This is a genomic window from Nocardia sp. CA-151230 (genome assembly GCF_050942175.1).
In the GTDB taxonomy this organism is placed as follows: domain Bacteria; phylum Actinomycetota; class Actinomycetes; order Mycobacteriales; family Mycobacteriaceae; genus Nocardia.
This window is the reverse complement of record NZ_CP192061.1, coordinates 3,794,429-3,814,829: the sequence shown is the minus strand read 5'-3', so window position 1 is coordinate 3,814,829 and position 20,401 is coordinate 3,794,429. Positions and strand designations below refer to the sequence as shown.

Below are 20,401 nucleotides of genomic sequence, written 5' to 3'. Positions count from 1 at the left end.
TTCAATTCGAACGAAGGAAGACTTTCGGTCGCGGTCGTGCGCGCCCGGAGCACGGAAGAGAGGGATCGAGTCATGGGATTCAAGACGGGGGACTTCCCGCCGGTGGACACCGCGACATTTCTGGATCTGCCACTGCGCGAACGCATTCGGATACTGGCACTGCACTGGGCGGAATACGGTTTCGGCACGCCGAAGATGATCCACACCATCTATCTGGTGAAGGTGCTGGTGCTCTATATGATCGGTGGCGTGGCGGTCGCCACCGCGACCTCGGGCGCGGGACCGTTCTGGGACGTGACGCAGTGGTGGAACGAGCCGATCGTCTACCAGAAGCTGGTACTGTGGACCGTGCTGCTCGAGGCGATCGGCGTGGCCGGCTCGTGGGGGCCGCTGGCGGGCAAATTCAAGCCGATGACCGGCGGCGCACGGTATTTCGCCCAGACGGGCACCATCCGGCTACGGCCCTGGCGCCGGGTGCCGATGACCGACGGCGATACCCGCACCCTGCTCGACGTCATCCTCTACGTCGGCTTCCTGGCCTCGCTGGCCCTTGCCCTGCTGGCGCCCGGGCGCACCACGGCGTCGCTGCTGGAAGCGTTGCCGGACAACACCTCCGGGCTGGTACGGCCCGCCCTGCTGATCGCGCCGATCGTGCTGTACGTGCTGTGCGGCCTGCGTGACAAGACGATCTTTCTGGCCGCTCGCGGCGAACAGTATCTGCCTGCACTGGTGTTCTTCGCGGTGCTGCCGTTCACCGACATGATCGTCGCCGCCAAGCTGCTCATCGTGATCGTGTGGATCGGCGCGGGCGTCTCCAAGTTCGGCAAGCACTTCACCAATGTGGTGCCGCCGATGATCTCCAACGGTCCGGCCATGCCGTTCAAGTCGATCAAACGCGCCCACTACCGGGACTTTCCGCGTGATATCCGGCCCTCGGGCCTGGCCTCGTTCATGGCTCACGTCGGCGGCACCGCCGTAGAGGTGATCACCCCCATCGTGCTGCTGTTCGCGACCAACCGCGGGCTGACCCTGGCCGCGGTGGCCCTCATGGTGATCTTCCACCTGTTCATCGCCTCCACCTTCCCGCTGGCCGTGCCGCTGGAATGGAACATCCTGTTCGCCTACCTGACGGTGTTCCTGTTCCTCGGCTTCCCCAACTCCGGCGGCTACGGGGTGTTCGACATGTCCTCGCCGTGGCTGACGGTGGTGATCGTGGCCGGACTGGTCTTCTTCCCGACGCTGGGGAATCTGCGCCCCGATCTGGTCTCGTTCCTGCCCTCGATGCGCCAGTACGCCGGAAACTGGGCCTCGGCGCTGTGGGCCTTCGCCCCCGGCGCTGAGGCGAAGCTGAACACGATCACGCATCGGCCCTCGCTCAACCAGATCGATCAGCTGCGGGCCATGGGCTACGACCCGACGGTCGCCGAGATCACGATGCAGCAGACCATCGCGTGGCGTTCCATGCACAGCCAGGGCCGCGGCCTGTTCTCCCTGCTGTACAAGCACATTCCCGAACTCGACAGCTGGACCGTGCGGGAAGCCGAGTTCGCCTGTAACTCGTTGATAGGCTTCAACTTCGGTGACGGCCACCTGCACAATCGCGATCTCATCGACGCGGTCCAGGCCCGGGTGGGGTTCGCACCCGGGGAATGGATCGTGGTGTGGGTGGAGTCCCAGCCGATTCACAAGCGCACCCAGGCCTACGTGGTCATCGACGCCGCGCTCGGTGTGATCGAACGCGGAACGTGGGAGGTCGCCGACGCGGTCGACGCACTGCCCTGGCTGCCCGACGGGCCCATTCCGCACACGGTGACCTGGCGGCACGACGACGAACCCGTGGTCGAGGCGAGCCGATGACGACGGCGACGGTGATCGGCAGCGGACCCAACGGACTGGCCGCGGCCCTCACCCTGGCGCTCGCGGGGATCGAGGTGACGGTGCTCGAGGCCGCCACCACGATCGGCGGCGGCACCCGCTCACACGAGGCGATCGTGCCGGGACTGCTGCACGACCACTGCTCGGCCATCCACCCGATGGCCGTGGGGTCGCCGCTGTTTGGCCGGGTCGAGCTGGAACAGTATGGATTGCGGTGGGCGCGGCCCGAGCTCGACTGCGTCCACCCGCTCGACGACGGCAGCGCCGGTGTGCTGCATCGTTCGGTCGCCGACACCGCCGTCGGTCTCGGCGACGATGAACGGTTGTGGCGGCGGCTGTTCGAGCGACCGGTCGCCGGCTACGACGAACTCGGCGCCGACATCATGCGGCCACTGCTGCGGATCCCACGTCATCCGTTCCGGTTGGCGCGCTTCGGGATTCCCGCGGCGGCACCCGCCACACTGCTGGCGCGGGCCTTCCGTTCCGAGCAGGGGCGAGCCTTGTTCGGTGGAGTCGCCGCGCACGCCTTCCACCGGTTGGACCGGCCGCTGAGCGCGAGTATCGGGCTGGGCATTCTGACCGCCGGACACCGGTACGGCTGGGCGGTGGCGGTCGGCGGTTCGCAGCGGATCGCCGACGCCATGGCCGCGGCCCTGGTCGATCACGGTGCCACGATCGAGACCGGGATCCGGGTGCGCTCCGTGGTAGAGCTGCCGCCCTCGGACATCACCGTCTGGGATGTGGCGCCGACCGCGCTCGTGGAGATCCTCGGCGACCGGCTACCGCCTCGAATCGCCGCCGCCTACCGGCGATTCCGGTACGGGCCAGGTGCGTTCAAGGTCGACTTCGCCGTGGAGGGCGGCGTCCCGTGGACGGCCGCCGCGGCTCGCCGTGCGGGCACCGTGCACCTGGGCGGCTCGTTCGCCGAGATCGCCGCCGGTGAACGCGACATCCACGCGGGCCGGATGCCGCAGCGCCCGTTCGTACTGGTTGGACAGCAATACCTGGCCGACCCCGGACGTTCGGTGGGATCGGTGCACCCGGTGTGGACCTACGCCCATGTGCCACATGGCTATATCGGCGACGCCACCGAGGCAGTCATCGCTCAGATCGAACGCTTCGCCCCGGGTTTCCGGGAGCGGGTGCTCGGCCTGTCTCACCGCTCCCCCGCCGGATTCGCCGACGAGAACCCCAACTTCGTCGGCGGCAACATCATGACCGGCGCCAAGGACATCCCCCAACTGCTGTTGGGTCCCCGAAAAACCCTGCAGCCCTATGACATCGGCATCCCCGGCCACTATCTGTGCTCGGCGGCCACCCCGCCCGGCCCCGGCGCACACGGCATGTGCGGCGTCAATGCCGCCGAGCGGGCCCTACGCCGCCTGCGCGGGCCGCTCTTGCACCGGGATGCCACCACCTCGACGACAAGCAGTACCTCGTGACCGAGACCAAGCCGCTGTCCGGCCGAACCATGATCATGTCCGGTGGCAGCCGCGGCATCGGACTGGCCATCGCCCGGCGCGCCGCCGCCAACATCACCTTGATCGCCAAAACCACTGTCCCGCACCCGAAGCTGCCCGGCACCATCTACACCGCCGCCGTGGAGTTGGAGCGAGCCTGAGAGACAGTCACCAGATACGTCACTATGACGGGATACGCCGTGGCTGCCATGATCCTTGTCAGCAAGATCCCGCCGGGATCACCCTCGACATAGCCCTGCTGACAGATCCCGATCTCGAAAACCTGGTCAACCTGAAATACTGCGCGACAAGCCATTCCAAGAGAGGCCGGTGCGTCTCCGGCGGCCGATCACACCGAGACGAAGTTCCTGTCGGTCGCGTTCCACCAATACCTTGGGATCCCGTCCAACGCCGGCACCGGCACGAACTCGTAATACCGGGCTCGCTGCCGTCTCCCCAGAGGATATTGCAGATTTCGATCCTCCAGTCCCAGAACGGGTCACCGACGAGCACACCACACAAACCCAACTCCGCGAGAGTGTTGGCCGGACGATTGCGTGCCGCCCTTGAGCATTGAGCCCGCGCATTGACGGAACGTCCTGAGCCCGCACCGCTGATCGCGCGGCGGGTTGGGTCGAAAACGTTCGTTTTCGCCCCAGAATCGGCTATTGTCGCCGCACGCCGGAATCCCCAGGTCGGCGACCTCCCGATTTGGGACACAATCCGTGTGCGGAATCTATGGGAACACCCGCGCCGACATCTACTCCCTGGGGGTGGTGCTGTGGGAGCTGCTCACCGGAGCCAAACCGTTCGACGACACCACCGCAGGCAAACGCAGCGACGCCGCCACGCTGGCGACCATGGCGCAGCGCCGCCGCGCCGGGGTGGATCCGGCGGCGTTGAAGCGCATCCCGCCCGACTGCCCGACGGCCTTGCAGCGGGTCCTGCTGACCGGTCTGGCCCCCGAGCGTGACCAGCGCTGGGCCGGTGGGGCGGCACTGGCTCAGCAGTTGGAGCTATGCCTGGACGAGCGGGCCCGCGATTTGGTCGACCCGCCGCCGAACAGCTGGCGACTGCGGCTGCGGCCGTGGCTGGTGACGCTGGCCGTGGCCGGACCGAACCTGCTCGCAGCGTTGGCCAACATCCATCACAACAAGTCGCTGATCGTCGACCGCCTGAGCCTGCCGCAGCACACGTTCTGGATCATCGCCGGCGCGGTCAACGCGGTGAGCTTCCCGGTGGGCTTGGCGACCTTGATTTATCTGTCGCGGCGTCTGCTCACGGTCCCTCCCGGCCTGCGCCGAGGACGCCGGTACGACCCGCGGGTGCTGGCCCTAGTTCGATCGGATGCCCTGCTGTTCGGCGACCGCACCATGCTGGTGACGATCTCGCTGTAGACCCTCGCGGCGATCGTATTTCCGATCGCGATGCACTTCGCGACCGGTGAGCTCACCGGACAGGCAGTCCTGCATCTACTGGTGGATCTGCTGGTCTTCGGCGCGATGGCGGTAGCGTATCCGTTCTTCCTGGTGACGTTCTACATGGTGCGCTGCATCTACCCGATGTTCCTGCGGCACGGCGACATCGACGCGGACGATGCGGCGCACCTGCACCGACTCGATCGCCACTGCACCCTGCTTCTGGCCCTGGTGGCGTCGGTACCGCTGCTGGCGGTGGCGGCGGTGACGGTCCTGCCACCGGACGATATGCCGCTGATGATCGGCGCGGTACGGGTGGTGTGCGTGGGCGCGATCGCCGCGTTCATCATCGCCTACATGCTGTTCCGGTCGATCGAGGCAGATCTGCAGGCGCTGGAACGTGTGGTGAATCCTGCCGGCGCACAGCGGAAGCCGGATACCACCGCCGGTCCACCATGAGTGCACAACACATCGGCTCGGACCAATCGCCTACTGCGCCAATACCTGCCGAAGAATGCCGACCTGCGCCGCTGGAGCCAAAGCGACCTCGACACCATCGCCCACGAACTCAACCACCGCCCCCGCAAGATCCACGGCTACCGCAGTCCCGCCGAGGTCTACGCTCAACACCTGAACACCTCAACACCTCAACACCTGAACACCTGAACACCTGAACAGCAGTGACGCACTGACCGTTTGAGCCTGCCATCGTTGTAAGAACAGTGGCTCGGCGGAACTGACTGCGGTTGGAGCATCGGGCCGCGCAGCCCGAGCTGATGGACTTGGCTCCCGGCACTGTGAACCATCGCCGCTTCTGGCAAATCACACCAGAGGGGCTAGAGCGTGTGAAGTCGCGCACTCGCGCGAAAGGGACGGTCTGCACCATCAGCGGAAGTACCTGAAGTGTCAGTGTTTTCAGAAATCTTCAATGTCCCTGCTTGCTGGCTAGCAGGGCTGTCCGTCGACGACCTCGGCCACGAGATCGGTCCATTGGCCGGCGAGAACCTCCGCCCGGTGCCATGCCGTGTGCACTACTACTTCCCTGTCCGGGCCGCCGGGTTCAGCCACCATTGCGGCGATAGCGTCCAGGTGGGCACATCCTTTCAGGGCCGGTTGAACAGGCCAACTCTGTCTCGAGTAGAGCAGCTGGGCGGAGTTGGGCACGATATAACCGACCTACGTGGGGTTCCGGGGTTGCCCGGGATCGCCGACGGCCTGCAGATCAACCTGTCGCCGACACCAGCAGTGCCGTTGGCCGCGTTCGAAGTGTGGGGGCCCGGCTCTGGCGCATCGATCGCCAGCGGTGCGCCGCCGCCAGCATCTCGGCGGGGATCGCCGCGGTGATCCCGTACTCGGCTATTTCACCATCCACGGGGGCGCCTGTGAGCAATCGGCACTGTGCGTAATCGCCGTGAGCTGCGTGCCACCGTTCCCCCTGAGGGAGAACAGCGTCGAGTACCCGGGTTGTGGCCTGATGAGCGTGGCGGTGGAGCTGCGGTTCTCCGAAGGAGTGGACTGTTCGCCGCTCTGCCTCTGTTGAGATGAGCGGGGTGTAGTTCCTCGGTCAGGACTGAGGGCGCCGCCGCGACTTCGGGGCGGTCGGATTTCACGCATCCCGCCGTTGGTGCCGCAGATTTCCCGTCGCGGCCGGCGTAGGTGCGAACGACGGCGTAGCCAAATGTGCGTTCCACCCAATTGCTTGCCGCAGCTCTGGATCGCCTGCGGTGCCCCCTTCGCAGCGCCGTTAGCGTATGCGCCAGCAGGTCGCGACAGATGATCTCGACACCAGGATGGGCCCGCAACCAGGTCGCCAGCCCATCGGCAGTGTGATCGCTGAGCACGTCGATTTCAGTCGTCGCAGCCGCTACTGCGGGCGTTGTGGCTTGGTCACTTCGCCAACGCCTTTCCAGACTGCGACTGTGACCAGCGCGTGAGCATGCCTGCTATGGCGTTGTGCCGCAGCGACATCCGCTAGACCGCACTTCGCGAGCCCGCGGAACCGAATCCTGATCCCCTGGTGGCGTCCGCGCCCGGTCGCATGCGCACGCACGTCGGGCGCCGATTCGCCCGTCGTCGATGCGCGAGCCCCGTGCTTCTTCGGCGGCATTCGCACGCCACACGGCTCCGGTGCCATGCGCCCGAGCACACGAGTCCGGCTTCCGGCTTGCCTACGCCCCGCCCGTCCTTCTTCTTCGCTCAGGAAGGCCCATATCCATGTCCAATTCGCCTACGGCACTTGCCTTCTGCACGACGTGTGCTGCAGAACTCCCCGAAGATCCACCTACGCACGCTCACGGTCGCCACTGCCGGGTGTGTGAGGTCCTTCCGCTCTGCGACGACTGCGGTGAGCGAACCACCGAGGTTCGCCGCACGGTCGACGACGCAACCTTGTGCCCGCAGTGCGCTGCCCGATGGTCGAAGTGTGAATGCTGCGAACGCTTGACCGCGGCTGGCGAGGACACCGTCGACAACGGCGTGGTCTGCGAGCAGTGCAGCGATGACCACTATTGGCGCTGTTCGGATTGCCGCCGCCTCGCCCGCTCACTGCGCACCGTCGACAATGGTGACGAGGTCTGCACAGACTGCGCCGACGTCTACCGCGAGTGCGCGGACTGCGACCGCCTCGTCAGCGGCGAGGGCACCTACTGCACCTCGTGCGATGTCGAACGCTACGAGGACCGCATCCACGACTACTCCTTCAAACCCGACCCGGTCTTCCACGGCCAGGGCCCGGTCTATCTCGGATTGGAACTCGAGGTCAAGACGCCGGGCCACGCGCTCGGGGACTGCGTCGATCTCGCCGTCGACCAGCTCGGCAGTGCCGGCTATCTGAAAGAGGACGGGTCCATCGGCTACGGCGGCGGATTCGAACTGGTCACCCACCCGATGAGCTACACGTGGGCCCTGGACCGGTTTCCCTGGAATGTCCTGCGGGAGCTCCGTCTTCGAGGCGCCTACACCGACGACCAGGTCGGGATCCACGTCCATGTGTCGCGGGACGGGTTCTCCTCACCCGCGCACGTGTACCGGTGGATGAAGTTCGTCTACCGCAACGAATCCTTCGCCACCCGGCTGGCACGGCGACGCAGCCACGATTGGGCCAGCTTCGACCCCGACGCACGCGCCGAGATCGTCAACTTCGCCAAAGGCGACCGCTTCGGCTACGGCCGCTACCAAGCCATCAACGTCTGCCCCGCCGACACCTTCGAAGTCCGCATCTTCGCCAGTTCCCTACACCCACAACAAGTCCAAGCCGCCCTGGCCTTCGTGGCCGCCTCGGTCGAATACACCCGCGACCTCACCGTCGCCGACCTCGCCCGCCGGCGCGGCTGGGAATGGACCGCGTTCGTCACCTGGGTGCGCCGACACCGCATCTATCTGCCCCTGCTCGCGGAAATGGAGGCCCTCTCGTGTGCATCCTGACCTTCTACAAACCCGCCATCACCCCCGACCTCGACGCCCTGCACGACGGCGCCATCGCCAACCCCCACGGCCACGGCTACGCCATCGTCACCGACAACCAGATCCTCATCGGCCGCGGACTCGACCCCACCCTCATGATCGATGAATTCGACTTCGTCCGTTCCCAATTCCCCGACGGCCCGGCGCTGTTCCACTCCCGGTTCGCCACCCACGGGTTCATCACCGAGCAGAACTGCCACCCCTTCGCGATCGGGGGTGACGAACGCACGGTGATGGCCCACAACGGGGTGCTGCCCGCCATCGTGCACCCCGGACCCGGGGATCCGCGGTCGGACACCCGCGTGGCCGCCGAGGACTTCCTCCCCCTCGAACCGTTCGGGCCACTGGACTCCTGGACGGGGCGCAGCGGGCTCGAGAGCTGGCTGGCCGGAGACAAGATGATCGTGTTGACCGTCGACCCCCGCTACAAACACACCGCCTATCTGCTCAACGAACACCACGGGCACTGGAGCAGCGACGGCATCTGGTACTCCAACCACTCCTACCAGTGGCGCGACCTCGACACCGCCCACCAACCCGGCGCCTACCTCTACGACTACTGCGACCACTGCAGCCAATTCGACATCGCACGCCCCGGACCCCACTGCACCGCATGCGGATTCTGCGACCAATGCTGGCACGAATTCCCGCACTGCGAATGCGAATTCCTCACCGGGACAGACCGCTACGCCGACCTGACCTTCTCCGGGGCCGCCTGAACACCCGCGTACACCGCTCCCCCACCCAGGGCACTTCCGGCAGCACGCCGAGAAACGGAATTCCCCGGTGATTCATTGCACCACACACCTCGATCCCGCACCGACACACCACCTTTCATCTCACCGCACGGCCCGGCGGTGATGCCGGTGAACCCCGACCCCAACAGCTACATCGCCAGGCTGCGCATCGACCCCCGCTACCAGCAGGTCGCCCCGCAGCCACCGACAGCGCGGGCGCTGGTCGTCGGCTACCGCGCCTGCTTCGCCACCGACCCGAAACCCGCGACACCGGTAGCGGCCTTCGCGGCGATCACCCCGCCGGCCGCCACCACCGTCACCGCGCCGTGCATGGCACTGATCTCGGTCGAGCGCGCCACCCAGGTCGTCCGCGTCCGACCCGACGGAAGCCGTGAAATCGGTTGGGAAGACGACTACTTCCCGATCGTCGGGGACCCGGGCATCCGATGGTGCCTCCTGCCGGTCGACCTCTCCCCGGAGGGTCGGTTCGTCATCGCGGACGGAGGGTGGGCCGCGGGCGGCTATCAGGCCGTTCTCACACGGTCCACGATCGCGCACGCCCCCACCGCCCCGACCGTCGTCGCCGTGCACAACACCGACCCGCGCACCGGCCACACGCGATGGTGATCTCCCACGCCGCCGCACTGATCTCGTGGATCGAGTCGGCACTGCCCGAACTCGACCCCACCACCTTCGGTCCCTGGCTCGCCGAGCCTGCGGGTCCAGGCGCCGTCATCGCGGTGGTGCATGTCCGGGTGGAGTCCGCGACCCGACCGGCACGCTCGATCGCGGTGACCTTGTCGGCACACCCGATCACGCACCACGACACCGCGTCTTAGCCACCACCGCGTCCTGCCGGATCGATCCACCCACTTCGAGGAGATCACTGTGAATTCCGAGGCGTCATCGTCGAATTCGTCCCGACCGCCCATTCCCGCCCACCTGCACAGCGCCCCGACCGCGCAAGGGCTGACATCCCGTACCTGACGCTGTGTCACCGTGGCCGCGTCTCACCGGTGTGGGGTGCGATCGATCCAGGGCGGTACGCGGTGGTGCTCGCGCTGCGCCTGTGCCAGGTGTGTGGAGAAGAGCTCGGCGACGGCGAAGGGCCCGGCAACCGGGTCGTGGTCTTCCTCCGACCCCAGGACTGGATCCGGGGAATCGCCCCCGAACCCGGACTACATCCCGAATGCGCCGCCTACTCCACCCGCGGCTGCCCGATGCTGGCCGGCCGCATGACGACCTACCGCTCCAACGCGGTCGCCGCACGCATCACCCCGTGCGACGACCCCGAATGCGACTGCCGGCAATGGACCGCGCCCGGCCCCGAGTCCGACGAAGCCACAAGGGCGGGCAAGCCTGCCGACCAATGGTATTCGGTGCTGATCGACGCACGCGACTACCAGATCGTGCACTACCGCGCCGACGAATCCGAGCCCTCCGGATACGGCGTCACCTTGCGCGGGATCCAGGTCCTGCGGCTACGGAAAATACGTGGCACGGCCGAACACGAGCGGACCGTTCTGGACCTGGTGGCAGCCGCCCTGGATCTCACGCGGCTCACACACCGCCGATGACCCGACCGCGATCGGGCGACCGCGGTCTGAAGACAACCACGGCGAGGTAGACGCCGCGGGTGCGCTTCACAGGCGCGCAGTCACTCGGTCGACTGCAGCGGTACGGACGACAATCCGCCCCAGCACAGGGTGATCACCGCCGCAATGGCGTCGGCCTTCGGGACACCACGGCCGGTGTCGAGCCAGTACTGCGCGGCGATTTGGCTGGCGCCGACCAGCCCGGCGGCGAGCATGCGAGATCGGTACGGGCTCAATCCGCAATCGTGCGCGACGGCAGTGGAGACCGCTGTCACGCAGTCGTCTGTTGCGCGTCCGACTCGCCACCGTACCGAGGGCTCGCTCGGCACATTGGAATCGAAGACCAGCCGAAACCCTTGCGTCTCATGGTCGACGAAGTCGAAGTAAGCCTGGATCGCGGCGCGGACCCGGTCCCGATTCGCGGTGGTCGAGCGCAGTGCCCGCTGCACCGCGTCGGTCAATGCGTCGATATGGTGCTGCAACACCGCCAGATACAGTTCCAGCTTTCCCGAAAATTCCTTGTACAGGATCGGTTTGCTCCAGCCCGCACGAAGCGCGATCTCCTCCATCGTGGCCTCGTGGAAGCCGCGTGCGACGAAGACCTCGGTCGCTGCTGCCAGGGTGCGCTGTCGCCGCAGCGCACGCCTGGCATTCACGACGAATGTGCCGGACTGCCGCGGCAGTATCGGCGGTTCGTAATCGATAGGTTCGGCGGTCACGTCCTGCTCCGTGTGGTCGGTCAGGCCTGGAGTTCGGCCAGTGCGTCCTCGAGATTGCGAGCGATGTCCCAGACGTCGGGAACGGTGTCGGGACAGGCGAGAATTCCGAAGTCGAGGTGTCCGTCGTAGGACATCACAGTGATGTTCAGGCAGCCCGACAGCTCGGTGAGCACCGAGACAGGGTGGCTCGAGAGCACGCGGATTCCCGCGAGATACAACGGCATCTGTGGCCCGGGCACGTTCGAGACGAGCAGGTTGACCAGAGGAAGCCTGGACGCAGCCGCCCGCATCACCACTCGGGTGGGCATGCCGTGCAGCAGTGGTGTCGCCAGTGTGGTGACCTCGTGCAGCAACTTCGATGACTGGGTGCGGAATCGCTGTTTGGCGACAAGCAGATTGTCCCGCAGGAGTTTCACTCGATGACGAGGGTCGGTCTCGGAGACCGGCAACGTGGTGAGCATGAGCGAAAACTGGTTTCCCGCAGTGCCGAACTGCTCGGGCGTGCGCACCGATACGGGAATGGCGGCCAGCAGCGGTCGGTCCGTGGCCAAGCCCCGGTCGCGCATCCAGCTCCGCAACGCGGTGGTGCACAAGGCCATCACGACATCGTTGACCGTCCCATCCACGCTGTTCTTGACAGCTTTCACCGCATCGAGGGGCAGCGATGTGTACGCGACGCTACGGGCGCTGGTGAGAGGACCGTTGAACGGTACCTCGGGGTGCATGGTGCGTAGGTCATCGGCCGAACGCAGCAGCGTCGGCACGGCGCGCAGGGCGGCGCGACATCGGGTTGCCGGTCGAGTGAGCGCATTCGGGAGGCTGCGCGCGAGCATCTCGACGGTCGACGGTGTCCGGCCGCGACCTACCTCCCGAGTCGACGGCAGTGTGGCGGAGGGTGTTTCGCAGATATCCAGTATTGCGGCCATGATCTCGGCGGCGGATACACCGTCGATCACCGCGTGGTGCACCTTCATATATACGGCCTGCCGCCCGTCCGAGAGTCCGGACACGAGGTGGCATTCCCACAGCGGACGCAACCTGTCGAGCGGCTGACCATGGCGGCGCGCGACGTACTCGGCGAGTTCTCGATCATCGGCGCCGTCCGGCAGCCGGATATCCCGGACGTGGTATTTCAGGTCGATCTCTGCACAGTCCTCCCAGTAGGGCAGGTCCAATCCGAACGGAACTGTGCGCACCCGGCGGCGCAGCGGCGCGACGAGGGCCAGCCGCTCTGCGAAAAGCCGTCGCAGTGCTTCGGCATCGAGCGGCCCGTTCGGCGACGCCGCAGAGTCGAGCAGCATAATAGCGCCGATATGCAGTGGCGTAGTGGACGTTTCGGTGTCGAGCAGGTGCAGATCGAGCGAATCAAGCTGCCTCACACGGCCAATAGCGCGTGCGGTCGAGATGGCGGTCGGGGTGTGTTGCTGGCCCACGGATTCCTCCCGAGTCGTGTCGGTGCCCGACGCGGCCGCCGGCAGGTAGGGGCATGCCAACAGCTCACAGCGTCGATCCCGGACATCTGGTGATTCCGTGCATCGCGGCACGGAGCGCGACACCGTGTCGGCGCTGACAGCCTGCAACGGTGAAGCCCTCGATCTGGAGGGGTGAATCCGAGTCTAGCGTCAGCCGGCACGTCACGGTCTTGATCAACCGTTACGTCTCGTTAATTGTGTGCGAACAGTAAACACTGATCGCACGTCCAAGAACTCTGATCCGCCCGGTCATACACGGAGTGCGGCCATCATTGGGCTACCGGCGAGTAGTCGGGACGAGGGGCACCCTGGACACGCACTGCGGCCAGCCTGAGGGCACTCGAACGCGAATGGCTCCGAGTGGCCTGCGGATCGGTCATGGTGGGACAGTGACACCGCAGGCGCGGCACTACAACGACACCGATGCGGTTATCGACGCGCTCGGCGCGCGAATCTGCGCGCCGCGTCGCCGCACCCGCGCCAGCGCCAAGAGCGCGGGCGGGGCATTCGAGACCCTGATCGTTCACGGCCTGGCTGTCGCCCTCGAGGACGACCGGATCGAGCGGCGCGTCCGCAACGGCGTCCGCGACCGCGGCGACGTGACCGGCGTCCGCGCGCCTGGCTGAGCGCCGCCCGGAAGTGGTCGCGCGATCCGTCGCCGCGGGCCTTGTTGCACACGCGATGGAGCAGGCGGTCGGCCTTGGTGGCGCCCTTTGGACCGAGCGTGCGAGTGGTCGGCCGCGAGGCTCTCGCCATCCTGGTTGCGAGTGCCGTCGCGGTACATCCGCTCGTCGCACCATCAACAGCGTTGGCCGTCGCGGTGCCGAGCGAGCAGGGCCTCGCGCTGTTGCTGCTGCTTCCAGCCGAGGCCCTTCTGTGTGGTGGTGCGGCGGGTGGCCATGGGCGGTCCTCCTCGAATGGGTGCGCGGACCAACAGCACCGCCCGACTACCCGTTAACCGATGCTCTGCACTCGCACGCGGATCGGCTCGTGGTTTCGACGATGTTGTTCACCAGTTGCCCCAAGAGGACCTGGCTCGCGGGCAGGTGTTCCGAGTACCGCTCTGCGGCCGGGTCTGCCTCATCGTCGGGCACGATCGTGTAGCGGAACTGCCGTGCGATTTGGCCTTCCGCGTTGCGTACAGGCGCGTCATCCTCGTCGACCTCGGTCAGGATGAGGGCCGATCCGACGAGCACGATCTCGGTCTCGGGGAGCGAGTCCACTCACCACCTTCCCATCGGGTGGGCAAAACCGGGATTGGCCTTGCCTCCCTTGGCATCTGGCAGTTTGCGGAAGCCTTTTCCAGTTGGCGCGATCCGTCGGTCAGGATGGCATCGCCGGTCAGTGCGGGCCGTAGATGAGCTGGGCGAGCACGGAGGCCCACCAGTCCAGCGGCAGATACAGGATCGGGTACTTCAGGGTCATGATCGCTTCTCCATCGGATCCGGGGCGAGTTCCTCGCCGATGCACACGCGTCACGCGAACAGCGTCAGCGTCACTGACACACAATCGCCGCTGTAGAGGGCAATCCCCTGGACGGTAACGCGCCGACCGCCGCGGGCGAGGACGGGCACGCCGTTGATGCGGACTTCGGTTGGCACGATGACGCCGGGTCCCTTGGCGGGGTCGGTCCCGGGGAGTACGCGATCGACGATCTCGATCTCGCAGGCGCGGAGACGTTCGGGGGTGCAGGTTTCGTCGGGCATCAGAAGATCACGCGGATGAGTGCGCCGAGGGCCTGGGCGGCGATGTCGATGGTGGCGCGGCCGACGACCAACCAGTCGACCTCGTGAGCGGCGGCGGACAGGGTAGACATCATTGGGGTAACTCGTTGTGGTGTGGGGCGTTTGGGTTGGGCGGGCCGGTCATCGGGTTCGCCGATGCCGCCTCAGTCCACGATTTCGTAGCCCTTGCCCAACTGAGGTTGAACCCAGACGAGCAGACCCTTGATGGCGCGACCGCCCCACAACGATCTGCCGACGCCGCGGAAAAAGCGGCGCTGTCCCGTAGCGGTGACGCCGTTGACCTCGTAGGTGCTGGCGTAGGAGTAGGGGAACGGTGTCGAACTTGATCTCGACCTGGGTGTATTCGACGCCGCTGAGGACGTGCTGGATGTTCAGGTCCAACATATGAGCTCCTCCGGATGCTCCGGGGGGCGGCGTGGCCGGACCTCGTCCGCCGCCGGCTTCAAGTTGGGCACCAGAATCGACTTCGAGCACGAACGGATCAGTTCATGCCGTCGTTGATGCCCGACAGGCAAACACACTCATCTCCCGCTGATTGCCGGTTCAGGAGCTACCTGCAGCGCACCACGCCGCCGCCACGCACTGTCTCGACTCGGCGGTTGCTGGGCGTGGATCAGCAGCGTTCGTACTGACGCACGTAGGGCTGTGACTCCGGTAAGACGTCGGACCCGGGTGTCTGGCAGCCGCCGACCACGACCCAAAAGAAAGGGCCCCCGCGGTAGCGGTTGCGTGTGTAAATCGTGTAGTCGACCACAGCGCTGGAGCCAGCCACGTAGGGAAGATGCAGATCGGCGAGTTGTGTGGTCTGCGCGGCGGTGAATTCCGCACCCACGGGAGGGAATACGGTGACGGCCAGTGTGCGGCCTTCCAACGGCGGATCGTAGACCGCCACCTGAACGAAGAACGGGATGGGCTGATCGGTCAGGAACCACTGCCACAGGTCGAGTTCGTCGTTGGACGGGAAGCGCGGGGTGGGCTCTTGGTGGGGGGTGAGGCGATCGTGGGGCCATGGATACGACCCGGGGGTCCGTTCCGAGTGATTAGTGGCCCACTGAGAGGTGAACCAGCCCTCCCGCTTGTGAACGGTGGATACGGTCCACTGGTTGGATGCCAGTTCGGGGAAGTCCCGGATGATACTGCGCATTGCCGCGGTGGCGCGGTGGGGTTCATTTTCGGAGCCTGCTTGGACGTCGATGGCGTTGGTTATGCGGCTCGCGTCGCCACCTCTCGAGGACCAGTGCACTTCGGTGCCGGCGGCCCAAAGTCGCGCCCAATTGTGGGCGGCGGTCGCTTCAGGGCTCACGTCACGGCCGAAAAGCCAGTACGCGGAATAGGAGTCCGCCATCCGGCCGATGGTGACGTTCATCGGTTCGCCGTGGAAACGCCGCGGAAGCGGTTGAGTGCCCATGGTATTCACCACGGACGCGGCCTCTGCCGGTGTGGCCTCGTCCCTGAGTCGCACGTCGAGAGAGGAGTGGAAGATTTTGCCCTCGTAGTGCTCGAACTGGTGTGATGCGGCGGTCACCCCCGGCAGGGCCCGGATGGCAGTCTCGATCTTGCGTGACCATCTGTCATGCTCGGCCTGGTCGGGTCCACGTTCGAGGTAGTAACACCCACTCAGCAGGACTGCCGTCATCGTCAAGACGACGGTCAGGATGGTGGAGCGAACAGCGTCGATTCCGCGGACGATGCGTGGCGAAGGCGCCGATGCGGGACTGTCGGCCGGTGAAATCGCCGCCCCCCAACGACTTATGGGATCGGGGAGTCGAAAAGCTTTGAGGAACACAACAGCAACCTACGTCGGCGATGCGGCACGATCCATGCCCCGAATTGTGAGGACTATGTGAGCGACTGCGTTCGATCGGTGCCGAACATACGCCAGCCACGATCGGGTGCTGTAGCGGCCGGTGTAGCGCGCAGCGGGCCCGCTGGAATGCATCAGGGCGGGCCATCCCCCAGGTGCATTGCGTGCTGGGGTTGCGGAGCGGCCGGCGCGATTGGCCGACGCTGGGTGTTCGTTGGACTTCTTGCCGGATCTGCCCGGTTTGACGCGCTACAGGCATGAAAGAACCGATCACCGGCGCGGCCGACGCCATCTGCCGTGTCGTCGATCGTCCGCGCGAACTCCGCTACCTTGTCCCATGCGTGCTGTGCGCCGACCAGCTCGTCGCCGAGTTGCTCGCCGTGCCGGGCTTGGTCGACGACTGGACGACCACACGCGCCTCGTTCGTAAGCGCTTCGCAGTAGACGCCGCGGGCGTGGCGCACGATCAAGGCCGGGCAGCGGCTCGAACCGTCCTTACTCGGTCACGTGCGACGGCATACCGTCGGCGGACGTGGTGGAGGCCTTATCTGCGAGTAAATTTCGGGATCCGGGGTCAATTCTTGTCGGCAGGCTCGTGGGGTCCGGCTTCTTCGACGATGTCTTGCGTCTGGACTGTTCCGGGTTGGTCGCGCGGGATCCGGCCAGGAGTTGGCGTGCGCGTTTGACAGTGATCTCGAGCAGATCGGCGAGTTCCTCGTCGGTCTGTACGTGTGCACGCACCGCCGCCGCGGCTGCTGCCTGTGCGTCTTCGTGGGTGGTGATCTCGGCTGCCGCGCCGGTGATGACGCTGTCGATTTGTGCGCGTAGCGCGGCCACGTCGCTGTCGCGGCGCTGCTCGACGGAGGTGATCGCGCTCCAGGCGGCGAGGTAGTCACCTACTGCGCGGGTGATGGCCTTCTCTCGTACAGCCGCGTCGGTACGACGCTGCAAGCTGCGCTGGCGTGAGCGTTGCAGGCGCGCAACGACTTCCGGCGAACGATCCGCAGAACGAGTGCGGCGCGGGCGGGGGGCTTCGGTCATGACGAACCACTCCTGACAGGCGTGCGACAACCCGATCAGTCCCTCGCGCACACCACGATACCGATCGGCTGTCGTGATTTCCGAGACCGCGGTCAATCCGTAACACGGGTTCGCGAACAGATGCGCTGGATCACCCTCCCGGTCGGCACTCACAGTCACCCCGCTTCGCAGCTGACCGGATGCTGCCTTGCCCATCGTCGGCCACCCGATCCGCTCTCAACCCCTCTGGAGGAGTTCCTGCCATGCCGTTGCCTGTGTCCATCAGCGACCCCGGGGACCTCATTGCCGCCGTGCCCGCCCTGCTCGGCTTCACACCGACCCGGTCACTGGTCCTGCTCTTCCTCAGCCACGACACCCCCGACGCTGGAGCAGCATCGGTGCACGCCGTCATCCGCACGGAATCACCGCTGCAGCAGATCCGACTCTCGGACAACCAGATCGGACAATCCGCGATCCGCGCATGCTTGTGCGCGGAAGCCTTCGCCGTGCTGGCGATCCTGATCGACGACCGGGTATCTCGCCCCACCGAAGCCTCCCCCATCGATGAGCGGTGGCGCTCGGCACTCGATGCGTTACGACAGAACTTGGAATCGAAGGGCCTGACTCTGGCGGGGGCCTGGGGTGTGGGATCCATTGCCACGAACGCGCAATGGTGGGACGAGCTCGCACCCGAGCACCACGGGCACCTGCCCGACCCGGCCGCCTCACTCGTCGCCGCCGAACTCATCGGTACCGGTCGGCAGATCCACCACACCCGCACCGAACTCACCGCACTGGTCGAGATCGATGTGGCACTGCGCGATCACGTCACCGCAGCGCTACCGGAGGCCGCCGCCGACGCACATCGCCGGTTGGCCCGAACCGCGCGTATCGGCGATCCGGACGCCTACACCCGGCAAGCGTTGTGGCAGGTGATGCACGTCATCAAACACGTCTCCATCCTCGAGACACCCGCACCCCGCGCGTTGGCGGACGTCGCTGTCGCCCTGCGTGACACCGCGGTGCGCGATGTCATGTTCGGGGTCGCCGCCGGCGAGTACGCCGCGCGTGCCGAACACCTGTGGTCGATCCTGACCCGCGCGCTACCCGACACGGACCGCGCCGAGGCCGCCACTCTGTTCGCGTTCCACGCCTACCGCCGCGGTGACGGGGTACTCGCGGGAATCGCCCTCGACACCGCGTTGTCCTGCGATCCCGAACACCGCATGGCGCACCTGCTCGGCATCGCACTGTCGAACGCCCTGCCACCACAGCGACTGCACCGACTCTGCCGCGCCGGGATCCGGGCCGCCACCGAACTGCGCGTCGATATCGGTGCCGCAGAACCTGATTCACACACCGCGGACTTCGATCATGACCGATCCTGACGAGCGTTCGGTGGCGCGGGCACTGCTGTCACGGGCGGCACTGACCGCCGCGCCGGCCGTGCACGGCTTGCTCGCGGCACACGGTCCACTCGAAGCGGCCACCCGAATCGCCGCGGACGCACGGAGTTCACGCTTCGGCCCGCACACCCGGGCCATGGCCGAACCGTCAGCCAGGCCCAGCGAGGCCAGGCCGCTGCCATCCCAGCGTCGCGGTGATTCGCCCCTCGCCGAGTAGTAGTCAGACAGCGTCCCCGGGCCACGGTCGGCCGAATCGTGGGCCGTCACGTGCCGCAGATAGTACAGGTAGCCATTGCCGGCCAGAACTTTGTGCAGCGTGGCTGTCACACATCCCATCAAAATCCCGATCTACTGAAGAAGCGATAGCCAAAGTTGTTAAGGGAATTACCAATTCGCGCATTTCCGGTGGTTGTTGCGGAATCGTTGTCCTCTATGCAAGAGGTCTGATTGGCGGTACAGGGAAAAATGAGGGATGGGGATGTGGAAGAAGAAGGCAGGAGGTGCAGCGGGTTCGCGAGGGTGGGGTGCTGGGTATTTGTCGGATGAGTGTGATGGACGGTGAGGGGGTAGGGAGTTCGGCAGGGGGCAGGCGAAGAGGTTGGCCTACCTGCCGAGTCGATTCCTCGTGGACGGCCGTCAGCCGCTACGCCTGGTGGTCAACGGGACCGAGGTCATCGACAGTGGCCAGAAGATACCGCCGCGATTCCGGTGCATCGAACGTGGCCGCCGGTCCCCCAGTCCAGCAGTAGTAGATCCGCGAACTGCCTGTCCGGCGCATAGTTGTCTTTCCCGTGAACACGCGCGTACTGCGGGCGCTGCATGTCCACCGGCAGCAGCAGGCTGGTCATATCTGTCCCTCGAGAGGATTCGCATCGGGTGTGCGATGCTCGATGCACACGTGAAAACTCCCGGGCATACGGGCTCAGATGATGGGTGAACTCGCGGTTGCACCTGCGCCTGACCGACATCCGGGAGTCTGTGTGAAGTCACGCAGTTTTCGAAGCTGTCACGTCGTTCTGGATCACCTCCTCCCCAGGCTCCCGAGCGTCGGAGTGGTTCTGTGGTTCCAGCGCCAGCGCTTCGTCCAACTCGCATCGAGGGACTCGGGTGCGCCAGTGATGGCACTCGGCCGGATGGACGGTGTGGAGTTCGGCGAACGCTGTTACGCGCCGGGGGTTTCCGCCCATGTGCGCGAGGCTGGGAGTGATGACCACGGCGCAGTCGGTCTGTCGGAGCAGCCGCCACAGCGTCCTCATCCGATCCTGGTCGGCCTTGCCCACCGTGAGGACATGGGACACTCGTAGGCCCAGAGTGTGAGCTCTTTGGCGGGCGTGGAACTCGGCCCAGTCCAGCTGTGCCTTTGTGGTCAGCAATGGGCGGAAGATATAGATCACGGCCTTGTCTGGTTTGGCGGCGGCCCGTGCTCGATCGAGCGCTTCGCATAGTCCCTGTGGGTAGCCGTCGTCCAGGCTTGGATCTGGTGCGTCTGTCACGGTTGGCCCCTCGGTGAGTCGTGTGGGTTGCACCCGGTGCCGAGGTACCGCCGGCCGATCGAATGGGGCGCGCGGTCGACGCTCCCGGAGTAGCGTCCATCCCGGCACCGGGGCTGTTTCCAGCATTGCCGAGTGATCGGGGCGAACCCATGTACGGAATCCCTACGACGGTCGTACGCTTCGGCGACGGGCGTTG

General features: G+C 66.1%; 22 protein-coding genes and 2 pseudogenes. 14 read left to right on the top strand and 10 right to left on the bottom strand.

Annotation, left to right across the window (positions count from 1 at the left end):
- Positions 1–72: 72 nt before the first annotated feature.
- The 11 genes and pseudogenes from ACQP1O_RS17865 to ACQP1O_RS17815 all read left to right on the top strand — a co-directional run bounded on the left by ACQP1O_RS17865 (position 73) and on the right by ACQP1O_RS17815 (position 10,529).
- The gene (locus tag ACQP1O_RS17865) at positions 73–1,857 is read left to right on the top strand and encodes a DUF3556 domain-containing protein (protein WP_433566885.1); all 1,785 of its coding nucleotides are present in this window, start codon (positions 73–75) and stop codon (positions 1,855–1,857) included.
- Entirely contained in the window at positions 1,854–3,317 is a 1,464-nt protein-coding gene (locus ACQP1O_RS17860) for a phytoene desaturase family protein (RefSeq protein WP_433566884.1), read from the top strand. The genes ACQP1O_RS17865 and ACQP1O_RS17860 overlap by 4 nt, the downstream gene beginning before the upstream one ends.
- A gap of 29 nt (positions 3,318–3,346) precedes the next feature.
- Positions 3,347–3,493 (top strand): annotated as a pseudogene (locus ACQP1O_RS17855) (SDR family oxidoreductase); the annotation flags it as partial.
- A gap of 567 nt (positions 3,494–4,060) precedes the next feature.
- Positions 4,061–4,732 carry a hypothetical protein gene (locus ACQP1O_RS17850; protein WP_433566883.1) on the top strand — a complete coding sequence of 224 codons (672 nt, stop codon included), beginning with the start codon at positions 4,061–4,063 and terminating at the stop codon, positions 4,730–4,732.
- 30 nt (positions 4,733–4,762) lie between these two features.
- Positions 4,763–5,212 (top strand): hypothetical protein, encoded by a 450-nt coding sequence (locus ACQP1O_RS17845; protein ID WP_433566882.1) that lies wholly within the window; start codon positions 4,763–4,765, stop codon positions 5,210–5,212.
- Between the two features lie 9 nt (positions 5,213–5,221).
- Positions 5,222–5,419: pseudogene (locus ACQP1O_RS17840) on the top strand (IS30 family transposase); the annotation flags it as partial.
- Between the two features lie 1,773 nt (positions 5,420–7,192).
- Positions 7,193–8,176, top strand: coding sequence for a hypothetical protein (locus tag ACQP1O_RS17835; RefSeq protein WP_433566881.1), 984 nt, complete (start codon positions 7,193–7,195; stop codon positions 8,174–8,176).
- Positions 8,164–8,934 carry a class II glutamine amidotransferase gene (locus tag ACQP1O_RS17830; protein WP_433566880.1) on the top strand — a complete coding sequence of 257 codons (771 nt, stop codon included), beginning with the start codon at positions 8,164–8,166 and terminating at the stop codon, positions 8,932–8,934. Before ACQP1O_RS17835 ends, ACQP1O_RS17830 begins: the two co-directional genes overlap by 13 nt.
- 147 nt (positions 8,935–9,081) lie before the next feature.
- Entirely contained in the window at positions 9,082–9,579 is a 498-nt protein-coding gene (locus ACQP1O_RS17825) for a hypothetical protein (RefSeq protein WP_433566879.1), read from the top strand.
- A complete protein-coding gene (locus ACQP1O_RS17820; protein ID WP_433566878.1) occupies positions 9,573–9,791 on the top strand; it encodes a hypothetical protein in 219 nt (72 codons plus the stop codon). The genes ACQP1O_RS17825 and ACQP1O_RS17820 overlap by 7 nt, the downstream gene beginning before the upstream one ends.
- A gap of 177 nt (positions 9,792–9,968) precedes the next feature.
- The gene (locus tag ACQP1O_RS17815) at positions 9,969–10,529 is read left to right on the top strand and encodes a hypothetical protein (protein ID WP_433566877.1); all 561 of its coding nucleotides are present in this window, start codon (positions 9,969–9,971) and stop codon (positions 10,527–10,529) included.
- 80 nt (positions 10,530–10,609) lie between these two features.
- Here ACQP1O_RS17815 and ACQP1O_RS17810 read toward each other — a convergent pair whose 3' ends face one another.
- Together ACQP1O_RS17810 and ACQP1O_RS17805 are read right to left on the bottom strand one after the other, a co-directional pair.
- Entirely contained in the window at positions 10,610–11,233 is a 624-nt protein-coding gene (locus ACQP1O_RS17810) for a TetR/AcrR family transcriptional regulator (protein ID WP_433567715.1), read from the bottom strand.
- A 53-nt stretch (positions 11,234–11,286) separates the two neighbouring features.
- Positions 11,287–12,645, bottom strand: a complete 1,359-nt coding sequence (locus ACQP1O_RS17805; protein WP_433566876.1) for a WS/DGAT/MGAT family O-acyltransferase — start codon at positions 12,643–12,645, stop codon at positions 11,287–11,289.
- 482 nt (positions 12,646–13,127) lie between these two features.
- Here ACQP1O_RS17805 and ACQP1O_RS17800 point away from each other — a divergent pair, with 482 nt between their 5' ends.
- Complete coding sequence (locus ACQP1O_RS17800) at positions 13,128–13,364, top strand: hypothetical protein (protein WP_433566875.1); 237 nt, start codon at positions 13,128–13,130, stop codon at positions 13,362–13,364.
- A 321-nt stretch (positions 13,365–13,685) separates the two neighbouring features.
- On the opposite strand, the gene ACQP1O_RS17795 is transcribed toward ACQP1O_RS17800, so the two are convergent.
- From ACQP1O_RS17795 to ACQP1O_RS17780, 4 genes are all read right to left on the bottom strand, one after another.
- Positions 13,686–13,961 carry a hypothetical protein gene (locus tag ACQP1O_RS17795; protein WP_433566874.1) on the bottom strand — a complete coding sequence of 92 codons (276 nt, stop codon included), beginning with the start codon at positions 13,959–13,961 and terminating at the stop codon, positions 13,686–13,688.
- Positions 13,962–14,079: 118 nt separating this feature from the next.
- On the bottom strand, positions 14,080–14,217 hold the full coding sequence (locus ACQP1O_RS17790; RefSeq protein ID WP_433566873.1) for a hypothetical protein: 138 nt from the start codon (positions 14,215–14,217) through the stop codon (positions 14,080–14,082).
- Complete coding sequence (locus ACQP1O_RS17785) at positions 14,214–14,444, bottom strand: hypothetical protein (RefSeq protein ID WP_433566872.1); 231 nt, start codon at positions 14,442–14,444, stop codon at positions 14,214–14,216. Before ACQP1O_RS17785 ends, ACQP1O_RS17790 begins: the two co-directional genes overlap by 4 nt.
- A 652-nt stretch (positions 14,445–15,096) precedes the next feature.
- Positions 15,097–16,269 carry a hypothetical protein gene (locus tag ACQP1O_RS17780; protein WP_433566871.1) on the bottom strand — a complete coding sequence of 391 codons (1,173 nt, stop codon included), beginning with the start codon at positions 16,267–16,269 and terminating at the stop codon, positions 15,097–15,099.
- 275 nt (positions 16,270–16,544) lie between these two features.
- Here ACQP1O_RS17780 and ACQP1O_RS17775 point away from each other — a divergent pair, with 275 nt between their 5' ends.
- A complete protein-coding gene (locus ACQP1O_RS17775; protein ID WP_433566870.1) occupies positions 16,545–16,730 on the top strand; it encodes a hypothetical protein in 186 nt (61 codons plus the stop codon).
- A 51-nt stretch (positions 16,731–16,781) separates the two neighbouring features.
- Here the strand turns inward: ACQP1O_RS17775 and ACQP1O_RS17770 are convergent, their stop codons facing one another.
- Positions 16,782–17,522 (bottom strand): hypothetical protein, encoded by a 741-nt coding sequence (locus ACQP1O_RS17770; protein ID WP_433566869.1) that lies wholly within the window; start codon positions 17,520–17,522, stop codon positions 16,782–16,784.
- A gap of 47 nt (positions 17,523–17,569) precedes the next feature.
- Between ACQP1O_RS17770 and ACQP1O_RS17765 the strand changes: the two genes are divergently transcribed.
- Positions 17,570–18,694, top strand: coding sequence for a DUF4192 domain-containing protein (locus tag ACQP1O_RS17765; protein ID WP_433566868.1), 1,125 nt, complete (start codon positions 17,570–17,572; stop codon positions 18,692–18,694).
- On the opposite strand, the gene ACQP1O_RS17760 is transcribed toward ACQP1O_RS17765, so the two are convergent.
- From ACQP1O_RS17760 to ACQP1O_RS17750, 3 genes are all read right to left on the bottom strand, one after another.
- Positions 18,659–19,048 carry a relaxase domain-containing protein gene (locus ACQP1O_RS17760; RefSeq protein ID WP_433566867.1) on the bottom strand — a complete coding sequence of 130 codons (390 nt, stop codon included), beginning with the start codon at positions 19,046–19,048 and terminating at the stop codon, positions 18,659–18,661. The genes ACQP1O_RS17765 and ACQP1O_RS17760 overlap by 36 nt on opposite strands.
- A gap of 335 nt (positions 19,049–19,383) precedes the next feature.
- Positions 19,384–19,560: a hypothetical protein gene (locus ACQP1O_RS17755; RefSeq protein ID WP_433566866.1), complete on the bottom strand. Its 177-nt coding sequence runs from the start codon at positions 19,558–19,560 to the stop codon at positions 19,384–19,386.
- A 138-nt stretch (positions 19,561–19,698) separates the two neighbouring features.
- Positions 19,699–20,205, bottom strand: coding sequence for a hypothetical protein (locus ACQP1O_RS17750; RefSeq protein ID WP_433566865.1), 507 nt, complete (start codon positions 20,203–20,205; stop codon positions 19,699–19,701).
- Between the last annotated feature and the right edge of the window lie 196 nt (positions 20,206–20,401).